21 protein-coding genes are annotated in these 25,908 nt (G+C 70.8%); 11 read left to right on the forward strand and 10 right to left on the reverse strand.

Annotation, left to right across the window (positions count from 1 at the left end):
- The first annotated feature begins 61 nt into the window (after nt 1-61).
- The 6 genes from OHU89_RS39390 to OHU89_RS39415 all read left to right on the forward strand — a co-directional run bounded on the left by OHU89_RS39390 (nt 62) and on the right by OHU89_RS39415 (nt 8,055).
- Entirely contained in the window at nt 62-2,137 is a 2,076-nt protein-coding gene (locus OHU89_RS39390) for a phage holin family protein (RefSeq protein WP_405649771.1), read from the forward strand.
- 288 nt (nt 2,138-2,425) lie between these two features.
- Nucleotides 2,426-3,487, forward strand: a complete 1,062-nt coding sequence (locus OHU89_RS39395) for an ATP-binding protein (RefSeq protein WP_405649773.1) — start codon at nt 2,426-2,428, stop codon at nt 3,485-3,487.
- A gap of 22 nt (nt 3,488-3,509) precedes the next feature.
- Nucleotides 3,510-5,318, forward strand: coding sequence for a DUF2201 family putative metallopeptidase (locus OHU89_RS39400; protein WP_405649774.1), 1,809 nt, complete (start codon nt 3,510-3,512; stop codon nt 5,316-5,318).
- A 55-nt stretch (nt 5,319-5,373) separates the two neighbouring features.
- Nucleotides 5,374-5,802, forward strand: a complete 429-nt coding sequence (locus OHU89_RS39405; protein WP_053747438.1) for an OsmC family protein — start codon at nt 5,374-5,376, stop codon at nt 5,800-5,802.
- A gap of 151 nt (nt 5,803-5,953) precedes the next feature.
- Nucleotides 5,954-7,807, forward strand: coding sequence for a molecular chaperone DnaK (gene dnaK, locus OHU89_RS39410; protein ID WP_405649776.1), 1,854 nt, complete (start codon nt 5,954-5,956; stop codon nt 7,805-7,807).
- A gap of 38 nt (nt 7,808-7,845) precedes the next feature.
- A complete protein-coding gene (locus OHU89_RS39415; protein ID WP_405649777.1) occupies nt 7,846-8,055 on the forward strand; it encodes a hypothetical protein in 210 nt (69 codons plus the stop codon).
- A gap of 4 nt (nt 8,056-8,059) precedes the next feature.
- Here the strand turns inward: OHU89_RS39415 and narI are convergent, their stop codons facing one another.
- From narI to OHU89_RS39445, 6 genes are all read right to left on the reverse strand, one after another.
- On the reverse strand, nt 8,060-8,782 hold the full coding sequence (narI, locus tag OHU89_RS39420; RefSeq protein WP_405649778.1) for a respiratory nitrate reductase subunit gamma: 723 nt from the start codon (nt 8,780-8,782) through the stop codon (nt 8,060-8,062).
- Nucleotides 8,779-9,273 (reverse strand): nitrate reductase molybdenum cofactor assembly chaperone, encoded by a 495-nt coding sequence (narJ, locus tag OHU89_RS39425; protein WP_266886015.1) that lies wholly within the window; start codon nt 9,271-9,273, stop codon nt 8,779-8,781. Before narJ ends, narI begins: the two co-directional genes overlap by 4 nt.
- Complete coding sequence (gene narH, locus OHU89_RS39430; RefSeq protein ID WP_405649780.1) at nt 9,273-10,877, reverse strand: nitrate reductase subunit beta; 1,605 nt, start codon at nt 10,875-10,877, stop codon at nt 9,273-9,275. The genes narJ and narH overlap by 1 nt, the downstream gene beginning before the upstream one ends.
- On the reverse strand, nt 10,877-14,572 hold the full coding sequence (locus tag OHU89_RS39435) for a nitrate reductase subunit alpha (RefSeq protein ID WP_405649782.1): 3,696 nt from the start codon (nt 14,570-14,572) through the stop codon (nt 10,877-10,879). Before OHU89_RS39435 ends, narH begins: the two co-directional genes overlap by 1 nt.
- 84 nt (nt 14,573-14,656) lie before the next feature.
- On the reverse strand, nt 14,657-15,478 hold the full coding sequence (locus tag OHU89_RS39440) for an SAM-dependent methyltransferase (protein ID WP_405649783.1): 822 nt from the start codon (nt 15,476-15,478) through the stop codon (nt 14,657-14,659).
- 101 nt (nt 15,479-15,579) lie between these two features.
- Nucleotides 15,580-16,443, reverse strand: a complete 864-nt coding sequence (locus tag OHU89_RS39445; protein ID WP_266886006.1) for a helix-turn-helix transcriptional regulator — start codon at nt 16,441-16,443, stop codon at nt 15,580-15,582.
- Nucleotides 16,444-16,682: 239 nt separating this feature from the next.
- On the opposite strand from OHU89_RS39445, the gene OHU89_RS39450 reads away from it, so the two are divergent.
- Nucleotides 16,683-17,108 (forward strand): hypothetical protein, encoded by a 426-nt coding sequence (locus OHU89_RS39450; RefSeq protein WP_405649785.1) that lies wholly within the window; start codon nt 16,683-16,685, stop codon nt 17,106-17,108.
- Here the strand turns inward: OHU89_RS39450 and OHU89_RS39455 are convergent.
- On the reverse strand, nt 17,090-17,887 hold the full coding sequence (locus tag OHU89_RS39455) for a helix-turn-helix domain-containing protein (protein WP_405649787.1): 798 nt from the start codon (nt 17,885-17,887) through the stop codon (nt 17,090-17,092). The genes OHU89_RS39450 and OHU89_RS39455 overlap by 19 nt on opposite strands.
- 118 nt (nt 17,888-18,005) lie before the next feature.
- Here OHU89_RS39455 and OHU89_RS39460 point away from each other — a divergent pair, with 118 nt between their 5' ends.
- Together OHU89_RS39460 and OHU89_RS39465 are read left to right on the forward strand one after the other, a co-directional pair.
- Complete coding sequence (locus tag OHU89_RS39460) at nt 18,006-18,311, forward strand: 4a-hydroxytetrahydrobiopterin dehydratase (RefSeq protein WP_266886000.1); 306 nt, start codon at nt 18,006-18,008, stop codon at nt 18,309-18,311.
- Nucleotide 18,312: 1 nt separating this feature from the next.
- Entirely contained in the window at nt 18,313-19,056 is a 744-nt protein-coding gene (locus OHU89_RS39465) for a class I SAM-dependent methyltransferase (protein ID WP_405649789.1), read from the forward strand.
- On the opposite strand, the gene OHU89_RS39470 is transcribed toward OHU89_RS39465, so the two are convergent.
- The gene (locus OHU89_RS39470; RefSeq protein WP_405649791.1) at nt 19,040-19,501 is read right to left on the reverse strand and encodes a hypothetical protein; all 462 of its coding nucleotides are present in this window, start codon (nt 19,499-19,501) and stop codon (nt 19,040-19,042) included. The two genes, OHU89_RS39465 and OHU89_RS39470, sit on opposite strands and share 17 nt — an antisense overlap.
- Nucleotides 19,498-19,977 (reverse strand): hypothetical protein, encoded by a 480-nt coding sequence (locus OHU89_RS39475; protein WP_405649793.1) that lies wholly within the window; start codon nt 19,975-19,977, stop codon nt 19,498-19,500. Before OHU89_RS39475 ends, OHU89_RS39470 begins: the two co-directional genes overlap by 4 nt.
- A gap of 62 nt (nt 19,978-20,039) precedes the next feature.
- Here OHU89_RS39475 and OHU89_RS39480 point away from each other — a divergent pair, with 62 nt between their 5' ends.
- Together OHU89_RS39480 and OHU89_RS39485 are read left to right on the forward strand one after the other, a co-directional pair.
- Nucleotides 20,040-20,990 (forward strand): helix-turn-helix transcriptional regulator, encoded by a 951-nt coding sequence (locus tag OHU89_RS39480; RefSeq protein ID WP_405649795.1) that lies wholly within the window; start codon nt 20,040-20,042, stop codon nt 20,988-20,990.
- Nucleotides 20,991-21,048: 58 nt separating this feature from the next.
- Nucleotides 21,049-22,932, forward strand: coding sequence for a rhamnogalacturonan lyase (locus OHU89_RS39485; protein ID WP_405649797.1), 1,884 nt, complete (start codon nt 21,049-21,051; stop codon nt 22,930-22,932).
- A 58-nt stretch (nt 22,933-22,990) separates the two neighbouring features.
- Here the strand turns inward: OHU89_RS39485 and OHU89_RS39490 are convergent, their stop codons facing one another.
- Nucleotides 22,991-25,654 carry a cellulose binding domain-containing protein gene (locus tag OHU89_RS39490; protein WP_405649798.1) on the reverse strand — a complete coding sequence of 888 codons (2,664 nt, stop codon included), beginning with the start codon at nt 25,652-25,654 and terminating at the stop codon, nt 22,991-22,993.
- Nucleotides 25,655-25,908 lie beyond the last annotated feature (254 nt).

The raw sequence follows: 25,908 nt of genomic DNA on the forward strand, positions 1-25,908 counted from the left end.
TCCGTGCGTTGTGACAGGGTGGGTGCAGGCCCGCACCGACGACGGGCCCGGGACGTGAGGTGTGCGGGGCGTGCGAGGCGGGCGTTGGCGGCGGGTCGCCAGTCAGGCGGGGCGGAGCGTCGCGGTGTGGGCGGTCTCCACGGTCACCATGCTCGTGCTCGCCGGAATCCTGCCGGAGTTCCAGCTCCGGTCCGCGGACGGTGACAGCGCCACCGACATCGCGGTCACCGCGGCCCTGGGCGCCGGCGCCTTCGGCGTGCTGTCGGCGCTGGTCTGGCCGCTTCTCGTACGTCTCCTGCTGCTGGTGCCGGCCCTCGTGCTCGGTCTGCTGGTCTTCGTCCTCAACGGTTTCCTGCTCCTGCTGGCACTCCGGCTGAACCCGGCCGAGCGCGGCGCGGCCGCCTGGGAGACCGCGGTCGTCGTCGCCGCCGTGATGTCGGCCGTCGCCTCCGCCACCGGCGCCGCCCTGGCCGTGCGCGACGACGACGCCTACCGGCGCCGGCTCTACCGGCTCGCCGACCGCCGCCGCGGCGCGGGCCCGGCCGGCCCCGTCACGCCGGGGACGGTCTTCCTCCAGCTGGACGGCGTCGGCCACGACGTCCTGGAAGCGGCGGTGAAGAAGGGCCTCATGCCCACCGTCGCCCAGTGGCTGGACGGCACCCACCGACTCACCCCGTGGCGCACCGACTGGTCCAGCCAGACCGGCGCCAGCCAGCTCGGGATCCTGCACGGCAGCAACGAGGACGTGCCGGCCTTCCGCTGGTACGAGAAGGACAGCCAGGAGGTGATGGTCTGCAACCGCCCCACCAGCGCCGCCGAGCTCCAGCGCCGGGCGGTGGCACGCACCGGTGACGGCGGGCTGCTCAGCGCCGACGGCGCCAGCCGCGGCAACCTCTTCAGCGGCGGCGCCGACGAGCAGGCCCTCGTGCTGTCCATCGCCACCCGCCGCCGCAGCCGCGAGACCCGCTCCCGTGCGGGCTACTTCGCGTACTTCTCCGACCCGGCCAACGCCGTCCGCACGGCCCTGTCGTTCTTCGCCGAGGTCGGCCGGGAGATCGCCCAGTCGACCAGAAGCCGTGCCTGCCGGGCCCGCCCGCGCGTCAAGCGCGGCGGCCTCTACCCCCTCGTCCGCGCCTTCGCGACCGTCGTCGAACGGGATGTCGTCGTCGCCGCGGTGATGGGCGACATGCTCGCCGGCCGCACCGCCGTCTACGCCGACCTCGTCGCCTACGACGAGGTCGCCCACCACTCCGGGCCGCACAGCCGCGACGCCGAGAAGGTCCTGGAACGCCTCGACCGTTCCCTCGCGTTGATCGAGAACGTCGCCGAGCACGCCCCGCGCCCGTACCGGATCGTCGTCCTGTCCGACCACGGCCAGAGCCCCGGCGAGACCTTCCGCACCCGCTACGGCCTCTCCCTCGGCGACCTGGTGCGGGCGGGCTCCGGACTGCCGGTGCCCCGCAAGGCGCAGCGCACCCACAGCGGCGCCGAGGCACGCGCGGCCGTACGGGCCGCGCTGCGCATCCCCGTCGAGGAGCGCGACGAGCAGCGCCGGCCCTCGCGCCGCCGCTCGGAGCCGCTCGTGCTGGCCTCCGGCAACCTCGGCCTGGTCTCCTTCCCGGACGTGCACCACCGGATGACCAAGGAGGAGATCGACGCCCGCCACCCGGCCCTGCTGACCACGCTCGCCAACCACCCGGGCATCGGTTTCCTCCTCGTACGCAGCGCGGAGCACGGGGGAGTGGTCCTGGGGCCGTTCGGTACGGAGATCCCGGTCGGCCGACTCGACGAGGAACCGGGCCCGTTGGCCGCCTTCGGGCCGGGCGCCGCCGACGTCGTACGCCGCACGCACGGCTTCGCGCACACCGCCGACATCATGGTCAACTCCTGGTACGACCCGGTCGACGGCGAAGTCCTCGCCTTCGAGGAGCAGATCGGCTCGCACGGCGGTCTCGGCGGCGCCCAGGGCCGGCCGTTCCTGCTGTCCCCCGTCGTGCTGTCCGCGCCCGTGGCGGACACCGAGGAACTCGTCGGCGCCGAGCACGTCCACCGCGTCCTGCGCCGCTGGCTGCGCGAATCGGACGGCCCCCAGGTGCCCTTGACGACACGTCAGGACGAGGACCGGCGCGCGGCCTAGCTCTCGAGGTCTGCCGCTCCTCCATACCCCCATGAACGGAGGAGCGGCTCACACGGAGGACCGCGCACACCGTGTCACCGCGGCACGCGTTTGCCCAGGGCACATTCCGGTCACTGCCGCGCGCCCCGCCCATGCCGCCCCGTCCCACCCGTGAGCGGCTCCGGTGGTACGCCCCTCGCGCCGCGGGCCCGGAAAATCGTGTGCGTCCCGCAGCGGCGGCGCACACACTGTTCGCATCGGACCCCGCGCACCAGCGCGCCCTTCTCGAACATTCCCTGGAGCCCCTGCGTGCAGGCTGCCGTCACCGTCACTCCCGCCCGGATCCCGGAGCTGCTGCTCGGTCTCGCGACCGTGCGGCCGGTCTTCATCTGGGGCGCCCCCGGCATCGGAAAGTCCTCCCTGGTACGGGAGTTCGCCGAGTCCCTGGGACTGGAGTGCGTGAGTCTGCTGGGCACCCAGCTCGCTCCCGAGGACCTGATCGGCGTGCCGCAGATCCGCGACGGCCGCTCGGTGTTCTGCCCGCCGGAGGCGATCGCCCGCGACGAGCCGTACTGCCTGTTCCTGGACGAGCTCAACGCGGCCACCCCGGATGTGCAGAAGGCGTTCTACTCGCTGATCCTGGATCGCCGTATCGGCACCTACGACCTCCCGGCCGGCTCGATCGTGATCGGCGCCGGCAACCGCGCCACCGACAACGCCCTGGCCCGCCCCATCGCCTCCGCGCTGGTCAACCGGCTCGCCCACGTCCACCTGGAGGCCTCCGCGAAGGACTGGCTCGTCTGGGCCGCGGGCAACGGCATCCACCCCTGGGTCCTGGACCACCTCGTCGACCGGCCCGACCACCTGTGGTCCAAGCCGCCCAAGACCGAGGAGCCGTTCTCCACGCCCCGCTCCTGGCACATGCTCTCCGACGCCCTGCACTCCTTCGGCCGCGGCCTCGACGAGGAGACGCTGAAGGTGATCGCGCACGGCACGCTGACCCCCGCGCACGCCGTCGCGTTCTGCGGCTACGTCAAGATCGTGCGCGGCCAGTACGGCATCGAGGCGATCATCAAGGGCGACGCCCGCTGGCCGCACCGCATGGAGGACCGCGACCTCCTGTACTACCTCGCCGAGTCCTTCCGCGGCCGTCTGGTCAAGGAGCTTCCCGCCAGCAAGGAGCACCTCTCGGCGTCCGCCCAGCAGACGGCGTACCGCGCCAAGTCGCTGCTCGTGCAGCTCGCCGAGATCTCGGTGGAGGTCGCGCAGAGCGTCATCGCCCCGGACACCGACGGCAACCCGCTGCTGCCCGCCTGGTTCCTGGTCGAGGCGGCCCGTGACATGCCGCGCCTCGTGGAGGCGCGGCAGTGAGCGGGACGAAGGGGGCGTGGCGGTGAGTCGTACGCGCGCCGCGAAGCCGGCGAAGAAGGACCTCGCGGCCGAGGCCTTCGCCGAGGGACTGCGGCTGGTGCGGGCCAACCGGGCCCTCGCCGCGATCGGGTTCAGCACCTGCCGCAAGGAGGACTGCCCGCACTCGCCCGCCTCGGGGCTGGTCCGCGTCGACTCCGACGGCACCCTGCACGTCCACCCCACCCGTCGCGCCGACCCCGTCGACTGGGCCTGGGCGGTCGCCCACGGCATCATCCACCTCGGCTTCGGCCACGTCCCGGCGAAGGAGGGCCGCCGCACCCAGCCCGACCGGTTCGAACTGGCCGCCCGCTGCGCCGTCGTCAACCGCTTCCTGCTCGGCTTCTCCATCGGCCGCACCCCCGAGGACCTGCCGCCGTCCTACCCCGACGGCGACGAGGAGCAGCTCGCCGCCCGCTGGCGCCGCGACGGCATCCCGCCCGTGTACGAGCACTGCGGCACGGCGGGCCACGAACCGGACCAACTGCTCGTGCCCTGGGACGTGTGGATGGGCGGCGCCCCGAAGAACTGGCAGCTGGACTTCGCGCACGCCCTCACCCGTACCGTCGCCACCGCCATGGACGTGGCGGGCGGCCGCCGTACGTCGATGCGCGGCGGCTCGACCCGACTCCAGCCGTGGGAGCGGGCGTTGAGCTGGTTCGTCTCCTCCTACCCGCTGCTCGGCGGCATCGCGGCCGGCATCACCCTGGTCGCCGACGCCGAACTGGCCCGCGCCCACGACATCTCCGTCGCCGCGGTCAACGCCGAACTCGCCGAGATCTACATCAACCCGCTGCGTGAACTCGACGACGAGGAATGGCGGTTCGTCCTCGCCCACGAGATGCTGCACGCCGCCCTGCGCCACGGCGACCGCTGCGGCACCCGCGACCCGTTCCTGTTCAACGTCGCCTGCGACTACGTCATCAACGGCTGGCTGGTCGACATGCAGGTCGGCACCATGCCCGACGGGCTGCTCCTCGACCCCGGGCTGAGGGACCTGTCCGCGGAGGAGGTCTACGACCGTATCGCCGGCGACCTGCGCCGGATGCGCCGCCTGGGCACCCTGCGCGGCAAGGGCCTCGGCGACGTCCTCGGCGGCCCGCTCGGCTCGCCCCGGGACTACGTCGACCTCGACGAGTTCTACCGCCGCGGCCTCGGTCACGGCCTGGACCTGCATCAGCAGCAGGCCCGCGGGTTCCTGCCCGGCGGCCTCGTCGAGGAGATCCGCGCGCTCAGCCACCCGCCGCTGCCGTGGGACGCCCGACTGGCCCGCTGGTTCGACGAGTTCGTGCCCCGACCGGAGCCGCTGCGGACGTACGCGCGCCCCTCCCGCCGCCAGTCGTCCACCCCCGACATCCCCCGCGCGGGCCGGTACTTCCCGCCCGAGGAGATCGCCCGCTGCACCTTCGGCGTCGTCCTGGACACCTCCGGGTCCATGGACCGGACCCTGCTCGGCAAGGCGCTGGGCGCGATCGCCTCGTACGCCGAGGCCCGGGACGTACCGGCAGCGCGGGTCGTGTTCTGTGACGCGGCCCCGTACGACGCCGGTTATCTGCCGGTCACCGAGATCGCGGGCCGGGTGCGGGTGCGCGGTCGTGGCGGTACGGTCCTGCAGCCCGGGATCGACCTGCTGCACCGCGCCGACGACTTCCCGCCCGGCGCGCCCGTGTTGGTGATCACGGACGGCTGGTGCGACGTCCTGAGGGTGCGGCGCGAACACGCGTATCTGATCCCGGAGGGCGCGCGGCTGCCCTTCAGCCCGCGCGGACCGGTCTTCAGGGTGAGCCGCGCCTGAGTGTGATCGGATGGGGTGCATCACCCGGAACCGGGACCACACGAAAGGACTGACCGTGGCTACCACGCGCTCCGCACACACCGTCTGGGAAGGCAACCTGCTCGAGGGCAACGGAGTCGTCACCTTCGACTCCTCCGGCGCCATCGACGAGCAGCCGGTGACGTGGGCTGCCCGCACCCAGGAGGCCAACGGCAAGACCAGCCCCGAGGAGCTGATCGCGGCCGCCCACTCCAGCTGCTTCTCGATGGCGTTCTCGCACGCCCTCGCGGGGGCCGGCACCCCGCCCACCAAGCTCGTCACCTCCGCCGACGTCACCTTCCAGCCGGGCGAGGGCATCACCGGCGTCCACCTCACGGTCGAGGGCACCGTGCCCGGCCTCGACGAGGACGGCTTCGTCGCCGCGGCGGAGCAGGCCAAGGTGAACTGCCCCGTCAGCCAGGCCCTCAAGGCCGTACCGATCACCCTGTCGGCGAAGCTCGCCTGACACCCGTACGTCCCGCGATGCCGCGTCCCCTTCGAGAGGGGCGCGGCATCGCCCATTTCCGGGGTACCCGGCATGGGTACGCGGCATTGACAACAGCCCACTCAAGTTTTGTGCTGGAGTCCGGGAAGTGCCCTGGCGGAAGGGGACAGCGATGGGACGCGCGGTCGGGATCGATCTGGGCACCACGAACTCCGTGGTGGCCGTCCTGGAGGGCGGCGACCCCACAGTCGTCGCCAATGCGGAGGGGGCAAGGACCACACCGTCGGTCGTGGCCTTCGCCAAGAACGGCGAGGTGCTCGTCGGGGAGGTCGCCAAACGGCAGGCGGTGACGAACGTCGAGCGGACGGCCCGCTCGGTGAAGCGGTACATGGGCGACGGGAGCTGGCGCTTCCCGGACCAGGGGGATGTCGACGGCACCCGCTACCGGGCGCAGGAGCTCTCCGCGCGGGTGCTGCAGAAGCTGAAGCGGGACGCCGAGTCCTATCTCGGCGAGGACGTCACCGACGCGGTGATCACCGTCCCGGCCTACTTCGACGACGCTCAGCGGCAGGCCACCAAGGAGGCCGGGGAGATCGCGGGCCTGAAGGTGCTGCGGATCATCAACGAGCCCACGGCCGCCGCGCTCGCCTACGGCCTGGACCGGGGCGAGGAGCAGACCGTCCTCGTCTTCGACCTCGGCGGCGGCACCTTCGACGTCTCCCTGCTGGAGATCGGCGACGGCGTCATCGAGGTCAAGGCGACCAACGGAGACACCCATCTCGGCGGCGACGACTGGGACCAGCGGGTCATGGAGCACCTGGTGAAGAAGTTCCAGGGGCAGTACGGCGTGGACCTCGGCAAGGACAAGATGGCGCTGCAACGGCTGCGCGAGGGAGCCGAGAAAGCCAAGATCGAGCTGTCGAGCTCGTCGGAGACGACGATCAACCTCCCCTACATCACCGCCTCCGCCGAGGGCCCCCTGCACCTCGACGAGAAGATGACGCGCGCCCAGTTCCAGGAGCTGACCGCCGACCTCCTCGACCGCTGCACGACCCCCTTCCACCAGGCCGTCAAGGACGCCGGCATCAAGCTCGCCGCGGTCGACCACGTCATCCTCGTCGGCGGCTCGACCCGGATGCCCGCCGTCACCGACCTCGTCAAGGAACTCACCGGCAAGGACCCGCACAAGGGCGTCAACCCGGACGAGGTCGTCGCCGTCGGCGCGGCCCTCCAGGCCGGCGTGATCCGCGGCGATGTGAAGGACGTCCTGCTGCTCGACGTCACCCCGCTGTCCCTGGGCATCGAGACCAAGGGCGGCATCATGACCAAGCTCATCGAGCGCAACACCACGATCCCGACCCGCCGTTCGGAGATCTTCACGACGGCGACCGACAACCAGCCCTCGGTGGGCATCCAGGTGTATCAGGGCGAGCGGGAGATCGCCGCGTACAACAAGAAGCTGGGCGTCTTCGACCTGACCGGACTGCCGCCCGCACCACGCGGCGTCCCGCAGATCGAGGTCGCGTTCGACATCGACGCCAACGGGATCATGCACGTCTCCGCCAAGGACCTGGCGACCGGTCGCGAGCAGAAGATGACGGTGACGGGCGGCTCCGCGCTCCCCAAGGACGACATCGACCGCATGATGCGGGAGGCCGAGCAGTACGCCGAGGAGGACCGCAACCGCCGGGAGGCGGCCGAGACCCGCAACCACGCCGAGCAACTCGTCTACCAGACCGAGAAGTTCATCCGTGACAACGAGGAACGCGTCCCCGCCGACACCAGGTCCGAGGTGGAGTCGGCGATCTCGGAGCTCAAGGCGCTCCTGGAGCAGAACGCGGAGACGAACGCGCTGCGCACCGGCGTCGAGAAACTCGCCACCGTCAGCCAGAAGATGGGCCAGGCGATGTACGCCCAGGCCCAGTCGGAACCCACCGACCAGCAACCCGCGTCTCCCGAGGAGGAAGGCGTGGTCGACGCGGAGATCGTCGACGACGACAAGGACCCCAAGGGCGGGGCAGCCTGAGAGGCCGGCCGTACCGGACTTCACGGAGGGACACGAGCATGGGTGACAACAGGACACGGCGCGCACGGTTAGCGGCTCTGGCGGCCGGTTCGCTGCTGGCGGGGGCCGCGGCCGTCGGCGTGACCGGAGGCGTGGACACGCCGGACAACCGGGACTGGTCCGTGGACGCGGCCGGCCACCACGACAACAGCACGGACGGCCACTACGACGGCGGCGCCGCCCCGGCCGGCCACGTCGACGGCGGCTGACGCTCTACGAGCCCGTCTTCTCCCAGCCCCGCCGCTCCGGCCGCGGCCCCAACTGCTCGGGGTCGCGGCTGCGGTACACGACATACGGGCGGAACAGGTACTGCACCGGCGCGCTGAACATGTGCACCAGCCGGCTGTACGGCACGAACGCGATCAGCGCCATTCCGATGACCGCGTGGATCCGGTACAGCACCGGCACACCCTCCATCCGGTCGATGTCCGGCTGGAGGGTGAACAGACTGCGTGCCCAGGGGCCGATGGACTCGCGGTAGTTGTAGCCGTCGCCGGAGGCGTGGGTGAGTTTGGCGATCATGCCCATCGCGATCGCGCCGAGCAGCACCAGGTACATGAGCTTGTCGTTGGCGGTCGTCGCCCGGAAGACGGGTGCCTTCGTCCGTCGGCGGTATACGAGCAACAGGATCCCGCCGACCGCGAGCAGCCCGGCCGCCGTGCCGCCGTAGAGCGAGAGCAGGTGGTACGTGTGCTCGCCGACCCCGAGGTCGTCCGTCCACGACATCGGGACGAACAGGCCCACGATGTGCCCGGCCAGCACGAAGAGAATGCCGTAATGGAAGGCCGGCGAGGCGATGTTCAGCAGCTTCGACTCGTAGATCTGCGAGGAGCGGGTCGTCCAGCCGAACTTGTCGTAGCGGTGGCGCCAGATCAGACCGGCGACGAGCAGGGCGAAGACGACGTACGGCAGGACGCCCCAGAGGAGTGTGGTCATGAGCGCACCCCGGTGTGTGCGTTCGGCAGTGTGGCGCATACGGCATCCAGGACGGACGCGTACGGTGTCCCGAAGCCGGTGAGCCGGGAGCGCAGCTGCTCCAGGCCGTCCCGGTGTTCGGTGAGCAGGTCGGTGCTGCCGGTGCGGGCCGCGAACTCGAGGACCGCGGGCAGGAAGTCGGGCAGCTCCTCGCCGGTGAACTCCAGTCCGGCGGCGCGGTAGACCTCCTTGAAGCGGACCAGCGACATACCGCGTCGGCGGGTGTCCCCGTCCTGCCACCAGCTCAGATAGAGGCTGTGCCGGTTCTTGAAGTCGAAGACCTGGACGTAGTGCGCGGCCAGCTCCTGCGGCGGGGTGAGAGCCGCGTGGTCGACGAACTCCCGTAGCTGCGGGGCCGCTTCGCGCAGCAGGGGCAGCCGGGCGCGGAAGTCGTCGTCGGGGTACGTCAGACAGAGCGCGGCTGCCTGGTACAGCACGGCGTACGAGGGCATCAGACCTCCTCGGCGTCGGCCGGGTCGTCGGACGTCTGGCGTTTGCGCAGACCGTGGAAGTTCTCCACGGACACCACCGGCAGCAGCTTGCGGCCGGAGTCCTGGCCGAACGGCCCGTCGCCGCCCATGCCCGGGCCGTCGTCGTACTCGAGGCTGCAGTCGTCCGGGATCGCCGACTCCTCCAGCCGGCGCGCGTCACCGACGGCCGCGGTCGGGATGACGTAGCGGTCCTCGTACTTGGCGATCGCCAGCAGCCGGTACATCTCCTCGATCTCCTCGGGCTTCATGCCGACGGCCTGCGTGACCGACGGGTCCGGGTCCTCGCCGAGGTTGATCGCGCGCATGTGGGCGCGCATCGCCGCCAGCTTCTCCAGGGACGACCGCACCGGGGCGGTGTCGCCCGCGGTGAAGACCTCCGCGAGGTACTCCAGCGGGATGCGGAGCGTGTCGATGGCGCCGAAGAGATTCCCGGCGTCCTCGCCGTCGTGACCGGTCTCGGTCAGCGCGTCCACCACCGGGGACAGCGGCGGGATGTACCAGACCATCGGCATGGTGCGGTACTCCGGATGCAGGGGCAGCGCCACCTTGTACGTGCTGATCAGCGCACGCACGGGGGAGCGGCGGGCCGCCTCCATCCAGTCGTACGGGATCCCGGCCTCCTCCGCCGCCCGTTGTACGGCACGGTCGTCGGGGTCGAGGAAGACGTCCAACTGGGCCTCGTACAGGCCCTTCTCATCGGGCGTGGAGGCGGCGGCGGTCACCTTGTCGGCGTCGTAGAGGATCACGCCGAGGTAGCGAAGGCGGCCCACGCACGTCTCCGAGCAGACCGTCGGCAGGCCGACCTCGACGCGCGGATAGCACATCGTGCACTTCTCGGCCTTGCCGGTGCGGTGGTTGAAGTAGACCTTCTTGTACGGGCATCCGGTCACGCACATCCGCCAGCCCCGGCACTGGTCCTGGTCGACCAGGACGATGCCGTCCTCCGCCCGCTTGTACATCGCGCCCGAGGGACACGAGGCGACGCAGGACGGGTTGAGGCAGTGCTCGCAGATGCGCGGCAGATAGAACATGAAGGTCTGCTCGAACTCGAACTTCACCTTGTCCGCGGCCTGTTGACGGGTGCGCTCGACCATCGGGTCGAGGTCGCCGTAGGCGGGGGCGCCGGCGAGGTTGTCGTCCCAGTTCGAGGACCACTCGATCTTCATCGGCTTGCCGTCGATCTGCGACACCGGCCGGGCCACCGGGTAGTCGTCGCCGAGCGGGGCGTCCGTGAGGTTCTTGTAGTCGTACGTCCAGGGCTCGTAGTAGTCCTTGATCTCCGGCAGCTTCGGGTTGGAGAAGATCCCGAGGAGCTTGTGGAAGCGCCCGCCCGCCTTGAGCTTGAGGGCGCCGCGCCTGTTCAGCTCCCAGCCGCCGCGCCACTTCTCCTGGTCCTCGTAGCGGCGCGGATAGCCCTGGCCGGGCCGGGTCTCGACGTTGTTGAACCAGACGTACTCCATGCCCTGCCGGTTGGTCCACGCCTGCTTGCAGGTGACCGAGCAGGTGTGGCAGCCGATGCACTTGTCGAGGTTCATGACCATCGCCACTTGGGCCATCACGCGCATCAGTACTCGACCTCCTGGCTGCGGCGGCGGATGACCGTCACCTCGTCGCGCTGGTTGCCCGTCGGACCCAGGTAGTTGAACGCCCAGCTCAACTGGGCGTAGCCGCCAACGAGATGGGACGGTTTGAGGATCAGACGGGTGAGCGAGTTGTGGATGCCGCCGCGCTTCCCGGTGGTCTCCGTCCTGGGGACGTTCACCGTGCGCTCCTGCGCGTGGTGCATGTAGACGGTGCCGGCCGGCATCCGGTGCGAGACGATCGCCCGGGCGACGACCACGCCGTTGCGGTTGACCGCCTCGATCCAGTCGTCGTCCTGCACACCGATGGCGTCCGCGTCCTGCGGGGACATCCAGATGGACTGGCCGCCGCGGGAGAGGGCGAGCATGAACAGGTTGTCCTGGTACTCGGAGTGGATGGACCACTTGTTGTGCGGGGTGAGGTAGCGGACCGTCACTTCCCGTTGGCCGTTCGGGCCGAGCTCGGGTTCGTTGAACAGCTTGTTCATGTCGAGCGGCGGCCGGTAGATCGGAAGCGCCTCGCCGAGCTCGTGCATCCAGTCGTGGTCGAGGAAGAAGTGCTGGCGCCCGGTGAGGGTGTGCCACGGCTTGAGGTGCTCGGTGTTCAGCGTGAAGGCGGTGTACCGTCGACCGCCGGCCTCGCTGCCGGACCACTCCGGAGAGGTGATCACCGGGACGGGCGCCGCCTGGGTGTCGGCGTACGTGATCCGCTTGCCCTCGTGCTCGGCGGCCAGGTGGGCCATCTCCTGGCCGGTGCGCTCCTCCAGGGTGTGGAAACCCTGGGTGGCGAGACGGCCGTTGGTGGTGCCGGACAGGGTCAGGATCGTGTTGGCGGCCTTCACGGCCGTGTCCAGGGACGGGCGGCCCGCGGCGGGGCCCTCGCGGACCACCCCGTTGAGCTCCCGGAGGTGGTCGACCTCCTTGTCCGGTCTGAGGGCGATGCCTTTGCAGGGCAGGCCCAGTTCCTCGACCAGCGGGCCGAGCGCCCGGAACTTCGCGCCGATCGCCGTGTAGTCCCGCTCGACGACCGTGAGGTTCGGCAGCGTCCTGCCGGGCACCGGATCGCATTCGCCGCGCTTCCAGTCCAGGACGACGCCGCCGGGCTGGGCCGTCTCGCCCGGGGTGTCGTGCTGCATCGGGGTCGCCACCAGGTCCCTGCGGACGCCGAGGTGCAGGACGGCCATCTCGCTCAGCCGGTCGGCCAGCGCCTTGAAGGTGTCGAAGTCGGTGCGGGCCTGCCAGGGCGGGTCCACGGCCGGGGTGAAGGAGTGCACGTAGGGGTGCATGTCCGTGCTGGACAGGTCGTGCTTCTCGTACCAGGTCGCGGCCGGCAGGACGACGTCCGAGAGCAGCGTGGAGGAGGTCTGCCGGAAGTCCAGCGACAGCAGCAGGTCGAGCTTTCCCTCGGGGGCCTCGTCCCGCCAGGTCACGTCCCGGGGCCGCTCGTCGGGCCCGGCCTCCTGGGCGTTCAACGACGAGTGCGTGCCCAGCAGGTGCTTGGTGAAGTACTCGGCGCCCTTCGCCGACGAGCCGAGCAGGTTGGCCCGCCACAGCGTCAGCACGCGCGGCCAGTTGCCGGGGGCATCCGGGTCCTCGCACGCGAAGTTCAGTGTTCCCGCCCGGAGTTCGGCCACCGTCTTCGCCACCGGGTCGCCGAAGGCCTCGCCCAGCTCCAGCGGGTTGCGGTCGAAGGTCGGATACGACGGCATCCATCCCGAACGCGCCGACAGGGCCAGGCAGTCGGCGCCCGTCATGCCCGTGAACCGGCCCTCACCGAGCGGCGAGGCGAGCACGTCGGCGCTGAAGTGGTCGTAGCGCCACTGGTCGGTGTTGAGGAACCAGTAGGCCGTGCCGATCATCTGCCGTGGCGGCCGCGACCAGTCGGAGGCGGCGGCCAGCGTCGCCCAGCCGGTGACCGGGCGGCACTTCTCCTGGCCGACGTAGTGCGCCCAGCCGCCGCCGTTGCGGCCCTGGCAGCCGGTCAGCTGGAGCAGGGCGAGGAAGGAGCGGTAGATCGTCTCGGAGTGGAACCAGTGGTTGGTGCCGGCGCCCATCAGGATCATGCAGCGGCCTTTGGAGCGCTCGGCGGTCCGCGCGAACTCGCGGGCGATCTTGACGCACTTGGCGGCCGGGACGGAGGTGTGCACCTCCTGCCAGGCGGGGGTGCCGGGTGCCTCGGCGTCCTCGTAGGAGGCGGGCCAGCTGCCGGGGAGATCGGGTCGCCGCACACCGTATTGCGCCAGCAGCAGATCGTGGACAGTCGTCACCAGGGGCCCGTCAGGGCCGCCCAGCCGGGTCGCCGGGACACCGCGCCGTACGACGTCGCCGCGGCCCTGACCGTGCTCGCCGCCCTCGGTGTCGAAGCGCGGGAGCAGCACCTCGACGCCCCGGGAGATCTTCTGCCCGTGCAGGGTCAACGTCGGCTCGATCGGGCCGAGTTCGAGGTTCCAGCGGCCCTTGCCGGACTCGGTCCAGCGGAAGCCCAGGGAGCCGTTGGGGACGACCGCGCGGCCGCTGGCCGCGTCCAGCACGACCGTCTTCCACTCCGCGCCCTCGCCCTCCTGACCGAGGTCGGTGGCGCGCAGGAACTTGGACGGGACGTAGCCGCCGTCCTTCTCGGTGAGGGTCACCAGGAAGGGAAGGTCGGTGAACTTCCGTACGTAGTCCGCGAAGAAGGGTGTCTCGCGGTCGACGAAGAACTCCTTGAGGATCACGTGCCCCATGGCGAGGGCCAGCGCGCCGTCCGTGCCGGGGTGCGGGTGCAGCCACTCGTCGGCGAACTTGGCGTTGTCGGCGTAGTCGGGCGCGACCACGACCACCTTCTGGCCCCGGTAACGGGCCTCCGCCATCCAGTGCGCGTCAGGGGTGCGGGTCACCGGGACGTTCGAGCCCCACATCATCAGATACGCGGCGTCCCACCAGTCGCCCGACTCCGGGACGTCGGTCTGGTCGCCGAAGACCTGCGGGGAGGCCACGGGCAGGTCGGCGTACCAGTCGTAGAACGACAGCATCGGGGCGCCGATCAGGGAGTGGAACCGGGCGCCCGCCGCGTGCGACACCATCGACATCGCCGGGATGGGCGAGAAGCCGGCGATGCGGTCGGGGCCGTACGTCTTGATCGTGTGGACCTGTGCGGCCGCGACGATCTCCACCGCCTCGTCCCAGGTGGCGCGCACCAGGCCGCCCTTGCCGCGGGCCTGCTGGTAGCGGCGGCGGCGCTCGGGGTCGCCCTGGATGTCGGCCCAGGCGAGGACAGGGTCACCGAGGCGGCCCAGGGCCTCTCGGTACAGCTCCAGGAGGACACCGCGGACATACGGGTAGCGCACCCGGGTGGGGGAGTACGTGTACCAGGAGAAGGCGGCGCCCCGGGGGCAGCCGCGCGGCTCGTACTCGGGGCGGTCGGGGCCGACGCTCGGGTAGTCGGTCTGCTGGGTCTCCCACGTGATGATGCCGTCCTTGACGTACACCTTCCAGCGGCACGAACCCGTGCAGTTGACACCGTGCGTGGAGTTCACGACCTTGTCGTGGCTCCAGCGGTCCCGGTAGAAGGCGTCCGCCTCGCGTCCACCCGTCAGCCCGATGCTGTGCAGGTCGGACGCGGGCGTGCCGGGCCGGAAGAACCTCCCGGCCCGCAGCAGCGCCGCACCCGGCTCCGAGGGCGGTGTCTGGGTGTCGGTCACATGCGCTCCCTTGCTTGCCCGTGCTTCTCGAAGCTAGGGCTGGGCAGGGGAGCGCACCCGTCGGCGGCACCCGTTCGGGTCAGGTCACACCTTGCGGGCGACCCCCGCGTAGACCGGCACGATGCCCTCCGCCTGGGCGGCCACGTCCTCGGGGCCAGGGCGCCAGCCGGAGACCGGGATCACGCCGGGACCGAGCAGCTCCAGACCGTCGAAGAAGCGCGAGAACTCGGCCAGGGAACGCGGGTGGAACGGTGTGCCGCCGGCCCGGAAGTGCTCCGCGGCCCTGGCGATCGCCTCCGGGCTGAGGTCGGGGGTGACCTGGGACAGGATCACGAGGCTGCCGGGCGCGAGCTCGCCGACGTACCGCGCGAGCAGGCCGTACACGTCGTCGCCGTCGGGCTCGCCGTCCAGGTAGTGGGTGAGCGCCACCAGGGACAGCGCGACGGGCCGCGCGAAGTCCAGGGTCTCCGCGGCAAGCCGCAGGGTGGTGTCGGGGTCCCGGACGTCGGCGTGCACATAGTTCGTGGCGCCCTCGGAGGTGCTGTGCAGCAGCGCCTGGGCGTGCCTGAGGACGATCGGGTCGTTGTCGGCGTACACGACCCTCGACTCCGGGGCGACCTCCTGGGCCACCTGGTGGAGGTTCGGCTCGGTGGGGATGCCGGTGCCGATGTCCAGGAACTGGCGGATCCCGGCCTCGGCGGCCGTCCGCACTGACCGGTGCATGAACCTGCGGTTGGCGCGCGCCCCGCGCACCGCGGTGCCGTCCGTGGCGAGGATCCTTCGGGCCAGCGCCTCGTCCACCGGGTAGTTGTCCTTGCCGCCCAGCCACCAGTCGTACACCCGCGCCGGATGCGGCCGGCTGGTGTCGACGGTGGTGGGCGCGGCTTCGGATCCGGATCCGGTCATGCGGTGTCTTCTCCTCGGTGCGCGGTGCCTGACGGGGGTCTGCTCGGGAGTCGTCGGGGGTGGCGGGAAGGTTGCCGTGCGCGGCCCGGGTGGTGCGTGGCTCAATAGGTCGCGCGGCGCTCCCGCAGGATCTTCTTGGTGCGCTCGGCCGACGCGGCGCGCGCCGTCATGTGGTCCAGGACCTCCAGATGCGCGGAGACCTCCGCGCGGGAGTCCAGGTACAGGGCGCCGGTCAGATACTCGGTGAACGCCATGTCGGGCAGTTCCGGCTCGGCGAAACGGAACAGCGAGAAGGGCGCGTACGTCCCCGGGTGCGGGCCGGCGGCGAACTCCGCGATCTGCAGGGTGACCCGGTCGCGCTCGGCGAACTCCAGGAGCCTGTCGAGCTGTTCCCGCATGATCTCGCCGCCCTGTCCGACCGGCCGGCACAGCACCGTCTCGTCCATGATCACCCACAGGTGGGGCGAATCGGGCTTCTCCAGAAGCTGCTGCCGGGTCATCCGCAGGGACACGTGCCGCTCGATGGTGTCGGAGCCCTGCTGCGCGATCGTGCCCGCCTCCATCACGGCGCGCGCGTACGCCTCGGTCTGCAACAGGCCGGGCACGAAGTGCGGTTCGTAGGAGCGGATGATGCGGGCGGCACCCTCCAGGCTCACGTACAGGCTGAACCAGTCCGGCAGCACATCATGGAACCGCTGCCACCAGCCCGGCTGGTTCGCCTCCTCGGCCAGCGCGACGAAGGCGTCCGTCTCCTCCTCCGAGACGCCGTACGTGGACAGCAGCAGCTGCACGTAGGGGATCTTCAGCGCGACCTCGGCCATCTCCATGCGCCGCACGGTCGCGGGCGCCACGCGGAGGACCTTCGCGGCCTCCTCGCGCTTGAGCCCGGCCGCCTCCCGCAATTCCTGGAGCCGTCTGCCGAGCACCACCTGACCCACGGTGGGCGCAGGCCGCCGCTCACTCACGCCACGCCTCCCCTACGCGCCGAAGTATGCAGGGCAGTGTGCCATGTTCCGCTTCCGGTCTCACAGGGTCGGGGGTGAGGCGCTCGCCACGTGTGGCATTACTTCGGGGGTAATCGACGGTGCCGGCCGGTGGCGGGATCGTGGTGACAACGGGTTCCGGGCCGGCGCACTCCGGTCCGGAACCCGGGTCCCGTCTTCTCCCAGAGCCCCAAATCGACCCCGTCGGAGGGTGATTCGCCATGTCCGCCACCCAGCTGTCCGCTCTTGTCCGCACCGGCGACGCGCACACCGCGCTGCGGCGCTTCCTCGCCCTCGACGCGGTCGTGACCGGCGCCAACGCCCTCGCCTACCTGGCCCTCTCCGGGCCGCTGGGCCGCCTGTCGGGGGTCGACTCCACGCTGCTGCTCGCACTCGGGGCGTTCCTGGCGGTGTACGCCGCGGCCGTCGGCCTGCTGGCATCCCGGGCCCGCCCGGCCGCGCTGCCGGTCCGGGCCGTCGTCGAGGTCAACCTTGCCTGGGCCGTGGTCAGTTGCCTCGCCCTGGTCCTGTGGCTGACTCCTTCGACGGCGGGCGCCGTGTGGACCGTCGTGCAGGCATTGACCGTGGCCGGGTTCGCCGTCCTCCAGCACGTTTCCCTGAAGGCCCGTCAGGACATCAGTGACTGAAGGTACTTGACCGTCGCCGGGTCGGCCGGGAGGAACGTCTCGATGGCCAGCTCGGCGACGGTCACGTCCATGGGGGTGTTGAAGGTGGAGATGGAGGAGATGAACGACAGCACCCGGCCCTCGTGCTCGATCAGCATCGGGAGCGCGAAGTACGGTGCCTCTTCCAGCGGTTCACCGGAACCGGTGTCCGGCACGGGATACGCCGCCACCTCCTCGTACAGCTCCCGCAGCGGCCGCGAGCGGTGCAGCGCGATCTGCCGCTCCATCTGCGCGAGCAGATGCCCGCGCCACTCACCGAGGTTGCGGATCCGAGGGGCCATGCCCTCGGGATGCAGCGTCAGCCGCATCGCGTTCAGCGGGGGCTCGAGCAGGGACTCCGGGATGCCGTCGAGCAGCATGAGGATGCCCCGGTTGGCCGCGAGCACGTTGTACATCCCGTCCAACACCAGCGCCGGATAAGGCTCGTAGCCCTGGATCAGACGCTCCATGCCCGCACGCACGGAGTCCAGCGCCGGGTCGTCCAGCGGGGTCTGCGAGTAACGCGGGGCGTATCCCGCCGCCAGCAGCAGCGCGTTGCGCTCCCGCACGGGGACGTCCAGATGCTCGGCCAGCCGCAGCACCATCTCCTCGCTCGGCCGGGAGCGGCCCGTCTCGATGAAGCTGATGTGCCGGGCGGAGGAGTCGGCCCGCAGCGCCAGCTCCAGCTGACTGACCCGGCGCTGCTCCCGCCAGGTTCGCAGCAGGGGGCCGACGCCCTTGTCGGCGGCAGTGGTGGTCATACGAGGACCGTAGACGACGAAGGGGTACGTCGGGGAAGAGGACCCTTGTGACCAGGGCTTCGGCGGGCTCCGTGTGGCACGCTGAAGGAGAACCCGCAGTCCAGGAAGGAGCAGCGTCATGCCCCTCGAACCGCTGTCGCAGAAGGAGATCGAGGACCGGCTCGCGGAACTGCCGGGCTGGTCGCTCGACGGAGACCGCCTCGCCCGTTCCTACGGTCTGTCCTCGCACTTCGCGGCCACGGCGATGGTCGTCCACATCGCCCAGGTCCAGGAGGAGCTCGACCACCACTCCGACCTCACGCTCGGCTACAACACGGTGTCCCTGACCGTGAACACGCACAGCGTGGGCGGCGCGGTGACCGAGAAGGACTTCGAACTCGCCCAGAAGGTGGAGGCGCTCGCCCCCGGCCACGGAGCCCGGTGAGGTGCTGGACTACGACAAGGAGGCCGACGCCTACGACATCACCCGCGGCGGCGAACCTCGCGCCGCCGCGGCCGCCGGCGCCGTCCTGGGCTTCGTCCCCGAGGGCGCCCGCCACCTGCTCGACGTGGCCTGCGGCACCGGGATCGTCACCCGGCGGCTCGCGGGGGCACGGCCCGCGCTGCGGGTGGCGGGCGCCGACCTGACGTACGGCATGGCGCGGATGGCCGCGGCCCGTCTGCCGGGGTCGATCGTCCTCGCGGACAGCCGCCGACTGCCCTTCCCCGACGGGGTGTTCGACGCGGTGACCAGTGTGTGGCTGCTGCATCTCGTCGACGACGCCGAGGACGTGCGCAGCATCGTCGCCGAGTGCGCCCGGGTGCTGCGGCCCGGCGGTGTGTACGTCACCACCGTCGACAAGGCCGCCGCGCACGACGTCGGCAGCGACATCGACGCCGTCCTCGCCCCGCGCCCCCGCCGGCCCGCCCCGGACGCCGAGCCCCGCGTCGAGACGTACGCCGCCGCGCAGGGCCTGGTCGATGCCGGGCGGGCCCGGTTTCCGGGCCGGGGGCAGGGCCGCAGCCCTCGCCGTACGGCCGCCGACCTGCGGCGCGGCTGGTTCACCCTGCTGCCGCCGGGCGACCCGCGCACCGACGCGCTCGCCGCCCGGCTTGAGGCCCTGCCGGACCAGGACCGGCCGCGTGCCGACCCGGTGTTCGCGCTGCGGGCCTTCAGGAAGCCCGGGTGAACTCCATGACCCAGTTGGTCAGCCAGGTGTCCCCGCCGTCGAGCGAGAAGGCCTGCTCCCAGCGGGCCCCGGTGTCGCAGACGTCGGACCAGACGAAGCGGACCCGCACGTCCTTGCCGTCGTGACGGTCGTCGCCGTGGAACTCGCCGCGGTCCCCGTGGAACCGGCCGAAGACCGGCGGGAAGAGGGTGCCGCTGCGACTGGAGGCCCAGTTCAGCGACCACTGCCCGCTCTCCCGGTCGAACAGCCGCAGGGTCGCGCCCTTCGCGGCGAGATGCGGCATGTCGATCTCGTCGACGTTGGCGGAGCCGTCGAACAGCGGCCAGCAGCGGCTGGTCGCCGGGAACTCCTCCCAGGCGCTGTCCGGGTCGAGGAAGTCGGTGCGGCGGCGGTTGAGGACCTGCCAATCGCCGTGGAAGAAGTCGAAGTCGTGCGGGCTGCTCATGCGCGGTCCCCCGTGGTTCCTTCGGGCAGGGAGTCGGCCAGGTAGGCGGCCAGGTCCGGGACTTCGGGGGCCAGCAGATGCCGCACCCAGGCGTCCCGTTCGTGCAGGATCGGCGGGAGCTCCCAGACGCAGCCGATCCACGGCAGGTCGGGCGCGATGAAGTGGGTGGGGTCGCGGTCGGGGCAGCCGAGCACGGGCTGGCCCGCGGAGGCGCCGCGGAAGTGCAGGACGTTGTCCCACACCCAGCTGTAGGCGTTGAGGTAGGCGCCGTCGTCGCCGCCCCGGTGCAGGACGACGAAGGTCGCGGGCGGGGTGCCGTCCGGCTCCGGCAGCAGCTCCGGGAGGATCTCGTACGCCGCCTTCTCCACGTCGGGCGCGATGCCCGCCGGGTCGGCGGTGACGTGGTAGCGCTTGATGTGCCGGCCGCCCACCTCGATGGGTGGGGGGACGGTGAGGAGTTTCTCGGTGAAGCTCATGCCGGGACGTTAGGACCGCTTCACTGACATCCTGTGTCAGTGAAGTCTGGGATTCTGTGGTGGTGAAGTCCAGTCGGCTCGTCTCGATCCTGCTTCTGCTCCAGACCCGGGGGCGGATGACCGCCGCCCAGCTCGCGGAGGAGCTGGAGGTGTCGGTACGTACGGTCTACCGGGACGTGGAGGCGCTGAGTGCGGCCGGGGTCCCGCTGTATGCCGACGCGGGCCACGCCGGCGGGTACCGCCTGCTCGACGGCTACCGCACCCGTCTGACCGGGCTCACCGCCGACGAGGCCGAGGCGCTGTTCCTCGCGGGTGTGCCCGGTCCGGCCGCCGAGCTCGGTCTGGGGTCGGTGCTGGCGGCGGCGCAGCTCAAGGTGCGGGCGGCGCTGCCGGTGGAGCTGCGGGCGCACGCCGACCGGATCAGCGGGCGCTTCCATCTGGACGCGCCCGGCTGGTACGCGGAGGCGGAGGAGACGCCGTATCTGCCGGCGGTCGCCGACGCGGTGTGGAACAACCGTGTACTGAATATCGTATACCGTCGCTGGCGTGCGCCGACCGATGTGGAGCGTCGGCTGGAGCCGTACGGGCTGGTGCTGAAGGCGGGGCGCTGGTACGTCGTCGCCGGTCCCGGGCCGCGCACCTTCCGGGTCGACCAGATTCTCCAACTCACCGCGGCCGATTCAGAGTTCACGCGCCCCGACGACTTCGACCTGGCCGCCTACTGGGCGGCGTACCAGCGGGACTTCCACGAGCGGCTGTACCGGGGCGAGGCCGTGGTGCGGCTGGCACCGGGCGTGACCCTCGCCAGGGCGGCCGACGTCCGTACCGACGAGGACGGGAGAACTGTGGCCACGGTCCCCATCGAGTCCGTCGACCACGCCCTCGGCGAATTCCTGCGCATGGGCACGGACATCGAGGTCCTCCAGCCGCCCGAGCTGCGCGAGCGGCTCGCCCGCACGGCGGCGGAACTGGCCGAAATGTACGGCAACCCCAGCGCACGCGGCGGCCACTGAGGAACGGAATCCGCACGTCCTCACGGACCCCCGTCCGTCCTCCCAGGAGGTACGTCTCGTGCAGCACCCGCACCCGCATCCGCCCCCGCGCCGCAGACGAAGGGCCGTCCTCTCCGCGCTGACCGCCGCCACGGCACTCGTCGCCGCCGGCCTCACCCAGCTCGCCACCGGCACGGCCGAGGCCGCGACGGCCCGGCAGGTGGAGGCACTCGACCGTGGTGTCGTCAGCGTCCACACCGACGCCGGCAACCTGGTCAGCTGGCGCTGGCTCGGCACCGACGCGAACGACGTGTCGTTCAACGTCTACCGGGCCGGTACGAAGGTCAACGCGACGCCCGTCACCGGCTCCACCAACTACTTCCACTCCGGCGCCCCGTCCCAGGCCGACTACACGGTCCGCGCGATCGTCGGCGGTGTGGAGCAGGCCGACTCGGTGCACGCGATCCAGTTCCGCACCGGCTACAAGGACGTGCCGATCAGCCCGCCCGCGGGCGGCACCACCCCCGACGGCGTCGCCTACACCTACGAGGCCAACGACGCCTCCGTCGCGGATCTCGACGGTGACGGGGCGTTGGACTTCGTGCTGAAGTGGCAGCCCACCAACGCCAAGGACAACTCCCAGTCCGGGTACACCGGCAACACGATCCTCGACGGCGTCAAGCTCGACGGCACCCGGCTGTGGCGCATCGACCTGGGCCGCAACATCCGTTCCGGCGCGCACTACACGCAGTTCCAGGTGTACGACTACGACGGTGACCGCAAGGCCGAGGTCGCCGTGAAGACCGCGGACGGAACCGTCGACGGGACGGGCGCGGTGATCGGCAGCTCGTCGGCCGACTACCGCAACTCCAGCGGGTACGTCCTCTCCGGGCCCGAGTACCTGACCATGTTCAACGGCCAGACCGGCAAGGCGATGCAGAGCGTCGACTACGTCCCGGCCCGCGGCACGGTGAGCTCGTGGGGAGACTCGTACGGCAACCGCGTCGACCGCTTCCTCGCGGGCACGGCGTATCTGGACGGCGCCCGGCCCTCGCTGATCATGGCGCGGGGCTACTACACCCGTTCGGTGCTCGCGGCCTGGGATTGGCGCAACGGAACCTTCACCCGCCGCTGGACCTTCGACACCAGCTCCTCCACCAACTCCGGCAAGGGGTACGACGGTCAGGGCTCGCACAGTCTGTCCGTCGGGGACGTCGACAACGACGGCAAGGACGAGATCGTGTACGGCGCGATGGCCGTGGACGACAACGGCAACGGTCTGTGGACGACGAAGACGGGCCACGGCGACGCGCAGCATCTGGGCGACCTGGACCCTTCGACGTCCGGCCTGGAGTACTTCAAGGTCTCGGAGTCGGCCTCCCAGCCCGCCGAGCTCTACATCAACCCCGCCACAGGAGCGGTCCGTTGGAAGCTGGCCGCCTGCTGCGACAACGGTCGTGGCGTCGCGGGTGACATCTACGCCGGCAACGACGGCGCCGAGGTCTGGTCCGCCTCCGACTCCTCCATCCGCGACGAGGCCGGCGCGACGAAGGGCCGCGAACCGTCGTCGGTCAACTTCCTCTCCTGGTGGGACGGCGACACCACCCGCGAACTCCTCGACGGCACCCACATCGACAAGTACGGCACCTCCTCCGACACCCGTCTGCTGACCGGCGCGAGCGTCCACTCCAACAACAGCACCAAGGCCACCCCGTCCCTGTCCGGCGACCTCTTCGGCGACTGGCGCGAGGAGGTCGTCTGGCCGACCTCCGACAACACGGCCCTGCGGATCTACTCCACGCCGTACGAGACCACCACGAAGATCACGACCCTGCTCCACGACACGATGTACCGCACGGGTCTGGCCTGGCAGAACACCGCCTACAACCAGCCCCCGCACCCGAGCTTCTACATCGGCAACGGAATGCCCACGGCACCGCGGCCGACCGTCTACACCCCCTGACCAACACACGACGAGGCCCCGTCCGGGATCGGACGGGGCCTCCTCGTGTGCCGTTCGCTCAGAGGACCGTGCAGGACTGGTCACCCAGCTTGAACGCCGTCGGTTTCGTGTTCGTCCCCGACCAGTTTCCCGTGAAGCCGAAGCTCACGGAGGAGCCCGCCGCCACGTTCGCGTTCCAGGTGATGTTCTTCGCCGTCACCGCCGAACCCGACTGGGTGTACTCGGCGTTCCACAGCTGGCCGATCGTCTGGCCGCCCGGGAAGGTCCAGCCCAGTGACCAGTTGCTCCAGGCACTCGAGCCGGTGTTGCTGAGCTGGACGTCCGCCTGGAAGCCGCCCGACCACTGGTTCGTGATCTTGTACGTCACCGCGCAGGCACCCGTGGGTGTCGGTGTGGGGTCGGTGCCGCCACCGCCGTCACCGCCGCCCGCGTCGGAGGAGTCGCCGTAGATGACGCCACGGCCGTTCGTCGACACATAGACCCGCCCGTACACCCGCGGGTCACCGGTGATCGACGCGCCCGTCCAACCCCACTCGTGAGCATCGTCGTTGATGCGTGTCCAGGTCGAACCCTGGTCCGTGGACCGGAAGATGCCGCGTACCCCGCCGATCTTCGCGCTGGTGTACAGGGTTTGGTACGAGGCTCCCGTCGCCGCCTTGCCGAAGCCGATGGCGTCGGCCTGCTCGACATTGGACAGCTTGGTGAAGGACGTACCGCCGTTCGTCGAGTGCCACAGACCGTACGCGCCGTCCGTCGCACCGCCGGCCAGCCACACATCGCCCTTGGTGCCGGACACCGCCTTGAAGCGGACGCTGTCGCCGCTCGGGAGCCCGGTGGCCGCCGAGGCCGTGAAGGTCGCGCCGCCGTCCGTACTGACGTAGAACTTCCCGGACTTGAAGCCGTAGAAGGTCTTCGCGTCGACCCGGTCGGACTCCACGATCGCGCCGGCCGGGATCCCGCTCGACGCCGCCCAGGACGAGCCGAAGCCCGTCGCGTACTGCACACCGGTGCCCTCCGGACTCCACACGAAGCGGCTGCCGTCCGAGGCCGCAGCGACGGTGCCGCCCCCGCTGACCCCCGAAGGATCCGTCCCGCCGAACCAGTTGGCGCCGTTGTCCGTCGAGAACGCGATGTGCGGACCCGAGTCGAGGTTGCCCACCCGGACCACCGTGTTCGGGTTCGTCTCGGCGAAGTCCAGGCTGGTCGTCGTGGTGAAGTTCGGCTGGGTGTACATCATCGCCGGCACCTTGGTCAGGTCCGTGTGCCGGAAACCGCCGATGTCCCCCAGGGCGCTGAACAGTTGGGCGCCGCCGGACGGGGGAGCGGCGAGGTCGTTGACCGCGGTCTCCTCCAGCCCCTGCACCATCGGCTTGACGGTGAACTGGCTGCCGGAGTCCCAGTTCGTCAGGTTCTCCGTGCCGTAGACCGTCGCGCCCGTCCCGTACATCATCCGGTCGGAGTCGAACGGGTCGATCTCCAGCGCCTCCGTCATCCAGCCGAGCTTCGGCGACTGCTCGGGCGGTGAGGGGTTGGCGCCCCAGGTCAGCCAGGGCGAGGACGACACGTCCATCGTGTAGCGGTCGGAACGGTTGGGATACGACGTGTAGTCCCAGGCCTTCGTCCAGGTCGCGCCGCTGTCGGTGGAGCGGAAGATCTGGGTGTCGGGCCACCAGGAGCTGTACGCCGTCGCCATCACGGTGCCCGGATCCTGCCGGTCGACGCTCAGCCCGCTGAAGCCGTAGTACGTGTCGGCCTCGGCGACCGGGCTGATGTCCGTCCATGTACCGGTCGAGGTCGCGTACCGCAACAGCCGGCCCTTGCCGCCGTCGTAGGGACCGCCCTTGTCGCTGTAGGTGATGTACAGATAGCCGTTGACGGTATCCAGTACGCCCTTGTGCGCGAGGTATCCGGTCGGCTGCCCGGCCAGCCGCGACCAGCTCGCGCCCCCGTCCGTCGAGCGGTAGACCGCGTTGTCCTTGTCGGCCACCCCGACGTAGATCGTCTGCGTCGCGTTGCCCGAGGTGCCCGTGCGCTCGTCGAAGGTGACCCAGACGATGCCCTGGTTGTCACTGGCGTAGCCGGAGGTGTCGCTCGGATCCTGTACGTAGTTGCCGACGTTGGGGAAGTTCGCGACCTGCGACCAGGTCGCGCCGGAGTCCGTCGACCGCCACAGTCCCTTGCCGCTGGGTGCGCCCAGGTACAGCACGCTGTTCTTGTTCGGGTCGATCGCCAGCCGCTCGCCCATGCCGCGCCCCGGCATGTTGCCGCCCAGCTTGAACGGCAGGTCGGTCTTCTGCCAGCTCGCGCCCCGGTTGGAGGAGCGCAGGATCGCCCCGTTCCCGGGGTCCCAGCTGTTGGTGTACGTGCCGACCGCGGCGTACACCCGGTCCGGGTTCACGGAGTCGGAGGCCAGGCTCGCCACCCCCGTGTGCCCCCAGTCGTCCCAGCCGACCGAGTCCAGCAGTGGCGTCCAGGTCTTGCTCGACTCCACCCAGCGGTAGGCGCCGCCGATGTCGGTGCGGGCGTAGGCCAGGTTCTTCTCGCTGCGGTTGAAGACGATGCCGGGGACGAATCCGCCGCCGTCGATCCGGGCGTTCTTCCAGGTGTAGGTGTCGGCGGCGATGGCCGTTCTCGTACTGTCGGCGGCCAGCGCGGGCGGGGTGCCCGCGAGCAGGCCGGCCGCGAGCGCCAGCACGGCCGTGAGGATGCGTGTTCTTCGCACGGGGGTCCTTTCCGGGACGTGGGGGGAGGAGGAGGGGAAGGTGCGAAAGGCAAGCGCTTGCTATATGAGGCGAGAGGTGCCGGGCGACCCCCAGTGCGGGAGGGGGCCGCCCGGCGAGTCGGCCTCACCGTCAGGTGGCGAGACCTCGTACGCGGAGCCTTTTAAGCGGTTCCGGAGAAGGGGCGGTGCCCCCCGCGCCCCTTTGGGGGCGCGGGGAACTGCGCGACCAGCCACAGACGGCCCGCACTTGGACC

The organism is Streptomyces sp. NBC_00019 (genome assembly GCF_045041015.1).
Taxonomy (GTDB): Bacteria; Actinomycetota; Actinomycetes; order Streptomycetales; family Streptomycetaceae; genus Streptomyces.

Bases quoted from the DNA above. Each gene is read 5' to 3' on its own strand.
- dnaK (WP_405649776.1), top strand. From the start codon at position 5,954: ATGGGACGCGCGGTCGGGATCGATCTGGGCACCACGAACTCCGTGGTG.
- OHU89_RS39415 (WP_405649777.1), top strand. From the start codon at position 7,846: ATGGGTGACAACAGGACACGGCGCGCACGGTTAGCGGCTCTGGCGGCC.
- narI (WP_405649778.1), bottom strand. From the start codon at position 8,782: ATGACCACACTCCTCTGGGGCGTCCTGCCGTACGTCGTCTTCGCCCTG.
- narJ (WP_266886015.1), bottom strand. From the start codon at position 9,273: ATGCCCTCGTACGCCGTGCTGTACCAGGCAGCCGCGCTCTGTCTGACG.
- narH (WP_405649780.1), bottom strand. From the start codon at position 10,877: ATGCGCGTGATGGCCCAAGTGGCGATGGTCATGAACCTCGACAAGTGC.
- OHU89_RS39440 (WP_405649783.1), bottom strand. From the start codon at position 15,478: ATGACCGGATCCGGATCCGAAGCCGCGCCCACCACCGTCGACACCAGC.
- OHU89_RS39450 (WP_405649785.1), top strand. From the start codon at position 16,683: ATGTCCGCCACCCAGCTGTCCGCTCTTGTCCGCACCGGCGACGCGCAC.
- OHU89_RS39455 (WP_405649787.1), bottom strand. From the start codon at position 17,887: ATGACCACCACTGCCGCCGACAAGGGCGTCGGCCCCCTGCTGCGAACC.
- OHU89_RS39460 (WP_266886000.1), top strand. From the start codon at position 18,006: ATGCCCCTCGAACCGCTGTCGCAGAAGGAGATCGAGGACCGGCTCGCG.
- OHU89_RS39470 (WP_405649791.1), bottom strand. From the start codon at position 19,501: ATGAGCAGCCCGCACGACTTCGACTTCTTCCACGGCGATTGGCAGGTC.
- OHU89_RS39475 (WP_405649793.1), bottom strand. From the start codon at position 19,977: ATGAGCTTCACCGAGAAACTCCTCACCGTCCCCCCACCCATCGAGGTG.